Here is a 5138-nt window from a genome sequence, read left to right as displayed (position 1 = left end):
GTCTGATTTTATGTTTTAGGAGCTTACAATAGTCTTTTATTCTATTAGAAAAGAGTGTTTAGGTTTTTAGAGCTGTCGACAGGCTTAGAGGGGCGTGTTCGATGAGAGAAAAACACGCTTACGCAAGACCCTATAAAAACGAGTGACGTAGAATAGAGGGCCTCACGTTTCATGCTCTTATGGAAATCACCATAAGAGTGCACACATAGGGGGCGCCAGTAGTAAGCTTGTGCCCATGATTTTGGTTATTTTTACCTCCCCGCTTTTAATACTTAGTTTTTTAATACTTAGTTTTTACCCATTAGGAGAATGAGCCATATGTTTACGGGCATTGTGCAAGGGGTCGCCAAGGTAGTAGCGGTGCGTGAGCTGGATGATTTTCGCGTACATGTTGTGGAAATGCCGCCAGCCATGCGCGAGGGGCTTGAGATTGGTGCATCTGTTGCTCATAACGGCGTTTGCTTAACGGTGACGGCCATCGATGGTGATAGCGTTAGTTTTGATTTGATGCGTGAAACGCTGAGATTGACTAATCTTGGTGCAATTGTGCCAGGGCAATGCGTCAATATAGAGCGTGCGGCGCGTTTTGGCGATGAGATTGGTGGGCACTCTATGTCGGGGCACATCATTTCCATGGCAGAGGTAGTGGCTATTGAAGAAGCGCCCAATAACCGTCGATTATGGTTTTCCCTGCCGGAAAGGCTTGGCCGATTTGTGTTCGAGAAAGGCTATATCGGGGTGGACGGTATCAGTTTGACTATCGGTGATGTACGTCAAAGCGGTAGCGGAAGCGTAGAGTTTAGCGTCAATTTAATCCCTGAAACCTTATCGCGCACTACGCTTCAGGATCGAGCGCCGGGGGATCAAGTCAATATTGAAATTGATCCGCAAACCCAGGTGATCGTTGAAACGGTAGAGCGCGTGCTCTCTCAAAAAAACGGGCGCAGCAACCCTCTTTAGCTTAATCCGCCATTGAATTGACCGATCGGTTAGGTTGTGGCCTGAAGATTGCTTTGTATACAGCGGCGGGGCTGCTCTCGCTTACATGGGTCGCCATGCTGAAGCGCTCGCATCACGGTGAGCGTTTCGGTAGTATGTGCGGCTTTTCTCAGCACCAGAACGCGTGCGCGTGCTGCGTTATCGCTAAGGATAAGAAAATTCATGAAACTTCTGGATAGTTATTTCAAGCTCACTGAGCACAAAACTAATGTGAAAACAGAAGTTATCGCCGGGATCACTACGTTCCTGACGATGGCCTACATTATTTTTGTTAACCCGAGCATCCTGTCTGAAGCGGGCATGGACTACGGTGCGGTATTTGTGGCGACGTGCATAGCCGCAGCGATTGGCTGTTTCGTGATGGGCCTATGGGCCAATTATCCAATCGCCCAAGCACCAGGCATGGGGTTGAATGCCTTTTTCACCTACGGTGTTGTATTGGGTATGGGGTATACATGGGAAGCGGCACTCGGCGCCGTCTTCTTCTCTGGTCTCTCTTTCTTCCTGTTAAGCATTTTTAGAATTCGTGAATGGATTATTAACTCTATTCCCATGACATTGCGACTCGGGATCGCTGCTGGTATCGGTCTTTTCTTGGCGATGATTGCGCTGAAAAATGCCGGTATTGTGGTTGCTAATCCCGCTACCTTTGTTTCTTTAGGTGATCTATCTCAGCCGCCCGCCTTATATGCGCTGTTAGGCTTCTTTGTGATTACCGCGCTTTCTTACCTGCGCGTCACCGGTGCGGTCATGATCGGTATTTTGGGCGTGACAGTGATTGCCATGGTGCTGGGCCATAATGAGTACGGCGGTCTAATGTCGATGCCTCCCTCGATTGCGCCTACATTTATGGCGATGGATTTAATGGGCGCGCTAGATGTAGCGATGCTCAGCGTCATTTTTGCCTTCTTGTTTGTTGATTTGTTTGACACCTCGGGCACGTTGGTGGGCGTTGCTCATCGGGGCAAACTACTGGATAAAGATGGCAAGCTGCCGCGCCTTGGCCGTGCCATGATGGCTGACAGTGCCGCGTCTATGGCGGGTGCTGCATTGGGTACTTCCACTACCACTAGCTATATTGAATCAACAGCGGGCATCGCATCCGGTGGCCGGACTGGTTTGACGGCGGTAGTCGTGGGCGGCCTATTCCTGATCAGCCTGTTCTTCGCACCGTTGGCGGGCTCCATTCCGGCCTACGCTACCGCTGGTGCGCTGCTGTATGTAGCGGTATTAATGACGGGTAGCTTGGCGCATGCTAATTGGGAAGATCCAACGGATGCTGCGCCGGTACTGATTGCTGCTTTGGCAATGCCGCTGACGTTCTCGATTGCCGAAGGAATTGCACTCGGTTTCATCAGCTACGTAGCGATCAAAACGTTATCAGGCCGTTTTAGCGACTTGAATCCGGCCGTTATTATTTTGGCGCTCCTGTTTGCGGTAAGGTATCTCTTCTTGGTTTGATCGGCCTTTTCCGCTTTCTAACTACTTAATTTTACTACTCAATGAGAGACGCGATGAGCATCTACGGCGACTACATTAAGTCCGTTATTCGCACGGTTCCAGATTGGCCTGAGAAAGGCGTGAATTTTCGCGACATCACTCCTTTGCTACAAAATAGCGCGGCCTTTCGCAAGCTGATTGATAGCTTCGTACATCGCTATCAGGAAATGAACCTGGATGCTATCGCGGCAATCGATGCGCGCGGTTTCATTATTGGCGCACCGCTCGCTTATGAGTTGGGGTGTAGCTTTGTGCCGGTGCGTAAGAAGGGCAAGCTACCGTTTAAAACCATCAGCGAGACTTATACGCTGGAGTACGGTCATTCGGAAGTTGAGCTGCACTCCGATGCTTTCCAGAAAGATGACCGTATTCTGCTGATGGATGATTTGATCGCCACCGGTGGCACTATGCTGGCAGCGGCTAACCTTATCCAGCGCAGCGGTGGTCACGTAGTGGAAACGGCTACGATTATTGATCTTCCCGAACTGGGTGGGTCACAAAAAATTCGCGATGCGGGTTACAGCGTATTCGCAGTTTGTTCCTTCAACGAAGACGAGTAGCCCCCAATGAGCAGCGATCGTTATCACCAACACTTCACTGTCTCCTGGGATCAGCTTCACCGTGATGTGCGTACGCTTTGTCATCAGATGATCGAGCGTGATTTTAAGGGCATTGTGGCGATTACCCGTGGCGGTTTAATTCCGGCCGCACTAATCGCCCGTGAGCTTAATATTCGTCTGATCGATACGGTGTGTATTAAGAGCTACGACCATATGGATCAGGGTGGCCTGGATATTATGAAGGGTGTCGACCATGACGGTGATGGCTGGCTACTCGTCGATGATTTAGTCGATACTGGCAAAACTGCACGCGCAGTACGCAAAATGTTGCCTAAGGCACACTTTGTGACCATTTATGCCAAACCGGACGGTCGTCCATTGGTGGATCAATACCTAACGGAAGTAGCGCAGCAGTGCTGGATCCAGTTTCCTTGGGATATGGGTGTTGCTTACGTTGAACCACTCGTCGATCAAATGAAGAGGTAATGATGGCCAATCCACTTCCTGACGATTGGAGTCAGTGGCTGGGTGATGAGTTTAAGGCTGACTATATGCTCGCACTAAAGGAGTTTTTGGCGCAGCAGAAGGCGGCTAAAAAAACCATTTACCCCCACTCAGCGCAATGGTTTCGCGCCTTTGAGTTAACCCCTCTGCATGAAGTGAAAGTCGTTATCTTGGGGCAAGATCCTTACCACGGCCCCAACCAAGCTCATGGCTTGAGTTTCTCCGTACGGCCCGGTGTACAGGTGCCGCCTTCGCTAGCTAACATCTACAAAGAGTTGGCCAGCGATGTCGGCTTTAAACCGGTGCAGCATGGCAACTTGGATAGTTGGGCCAAGCAGGGCGTCCTGTTATTAAACACCTCGTTAACGGTTGAACAAGGGAATGCTGGTTCTCATCGCGGCAAGGGGTGGGAGGTATTCACTGACCGCGCCATTGAAGCCGTTAGCCAGCATGCGTCGCCATGTGTGTTTTTGTTATGGGGAAGTCAGGCGCGCCAGAAGAAAGCATTAATTGACCAGCGTCGCCATTTGGTGCTTGAAGCCCCGCACCCGTCGCCGCTCTCTGCGCATCGAGGGTTTTTTGGCACCCGGCACTTTTCGCAAGCAAATCAATTCCTGCAAGCGCAGGGGCGCACGCCTATCGACTGGCAATTGCCGGAAACCCCTTAACCTCCTATTAGGTTGCGGGTAGAATGTGCGCAATTTTGCGTCTAGTGACATACCCAGATTGTCATTTTGAATCCCCAGCTGTGAGGAAGTCCCATGAGTGTTTACGCCATTAACCATCCGCTTGTTCAACATAAGCTGGGACTGATGCGCGAAGTTGATCTGAGCACTAAGAGCTTTCGTGAGCTGGCAGGTGAAGTCGCTAAGCTATTGACCTATGAAGCAACCAAAGGTCTTGAGCTGGAAGATCACGAAATCCAAGGATGGAACGGCGAGCCGATTGCAACACGACGGCTTAAGGGTAAAAAAGTTACCGTGGTACCGATTTTGCGCGCAGGCTTGGGTATGTTAGAAGGTGTAACAGACTTAATTCCCAGTGCTCGAGTCAGTGTTGTTGGTCTTTACCGCGATGAAAAGACGCTTGAGCCAGTACCGTATTTCGCCAAATTCGCTAACGATATCGAAGAGCGTATGGCAATCGTGATTGACCCTATGCTGGCCACCGGTGGTTCAATGGTGGCTACGTTGGACATGCTGCGTGAGCGTGGCTGTGTGCATATGAAGGTGATTGTGCTTGTCGCTGCCCCTGAAGGCATCAAACGGGTGCAGGAAGCATATCCCGACATCGAAATTTACACTGCTTCGGTCGATGAGCGACTCGATGAAAATGGCTATATCGTCCCTGGACTAGGTGACGCAGGCGATAAGATTTTCGGAACGCGCTAAGCGCCTTTTTTAAATTAGCCCCTCACGCTTCGCGTTAGGGGCATTTTTTTGCATATCTACTCTCTAATAATCACTAGGAATTCTCTAATGCGTGAAGCTACCAGCCAGGCAGAGTCGTGGCCAAAAGTAGTGTTAACCGGTGCACAAATGCTGTTTGTGGCTTTTGGTGCCTTGGTATTAGTAC

6 protein-coding genes are annotated in these 5138 nt (G+C 50.3%); all 6 read left to right on the top strand.

Annotation, left to right across the window (positions count from 1 at the left end):
• Positions 1-318: 318 nt before the first annotated feature.
• The 6 genes from CXF87_RS11410 to upp all read left to right on the top strand — a co-directional run bounded on the left by CXF87_RS11410 (position 319) and on the right by upp (position 4954).
• On the top strand, positions 319-960 hold the full coding sequence (locus CXF87_RS11410; RefSeq protein ID WP_035557472.1) for a riboflavin synthase: 642 nt from the start codon (positions 319-321) through the stop codon (positions 958-960).
• 201 nt (positions 961-1161) lie between these two features.
• A complete protein-coding gene (locus CXF87_RS11405) occupies positions 1162-2460 on the top strand; it encodes an NCS2 family permease (protein ID WP_035557474.1) in 1299 nt (432 codons plus the stop codon).
• A gap of 53 nt (positions 2461-2513) precedes the next feature.
• The gene (locus CXF87_RS11400; protein ID WP_035557476.1) at positions 2514-3059 is read left to right on the top strand and encodes an adenine phosphoribosyltransferase; all 546 of its coding nucleotides are present in this window, start codon (positions 2514-2516) and stop codon (positions 3057-3059) included.
• 6 nt (positions 3060-3065) lie between these two features.
• Complete coding sequence (gene gpt, locus CXF87_RS11395; RefSeq protein WP_008956229.1) at positions 3066-3545, top strand: xanthine phosphoribosyltransferase; 480 nt, start codon at positions 3066-3068, stop codon at positions 3543-3545.
• A 2-nt stretch (positions 3546-3547) separates the two neighbouring features.
• Positions 3548-4231, top strand: a complete 684-nt coding sequence (gene ung, locus CXF87_RS11390; protein WP_198556068.1) for a uracil-DNA glycosylase — start codon at positions 3548-3550, stop codon at positions 4229-4231.
• 93 nt (positions 4232-4324) lie between these two features.
• Positions 4325-4954 carry a uracil phosphoribosyltransferase gene (upp, locus tag CXF87_RS11385; RefSeq protein ID WP_035557479.1) on the top strand — a complete coding sequence of 210 codons (630 nt, stop codon included), beginning with the start codon at positions 4325-4327 and terminating at the stop codon, positions 4952-4954.
• The last annotated feature ends 184 nt before the right edge of the window (positions 4955-5138 follow it).

This window comes from Halomonas sp. MES3-P3E, from assembly GCF_002836035.1.
Lineage (GTDB): Bacteria > Pseudomonadota > Gammaproteobacteria > Pseudomonadales > Halomonadaceae > Vreelandella > Vreelandella arctica.
The sequence above is the reverse complement of the archived record's forward strand: the minus strand, read 5'-3'. Positions and strand labels throughout refer to the sequence as shown.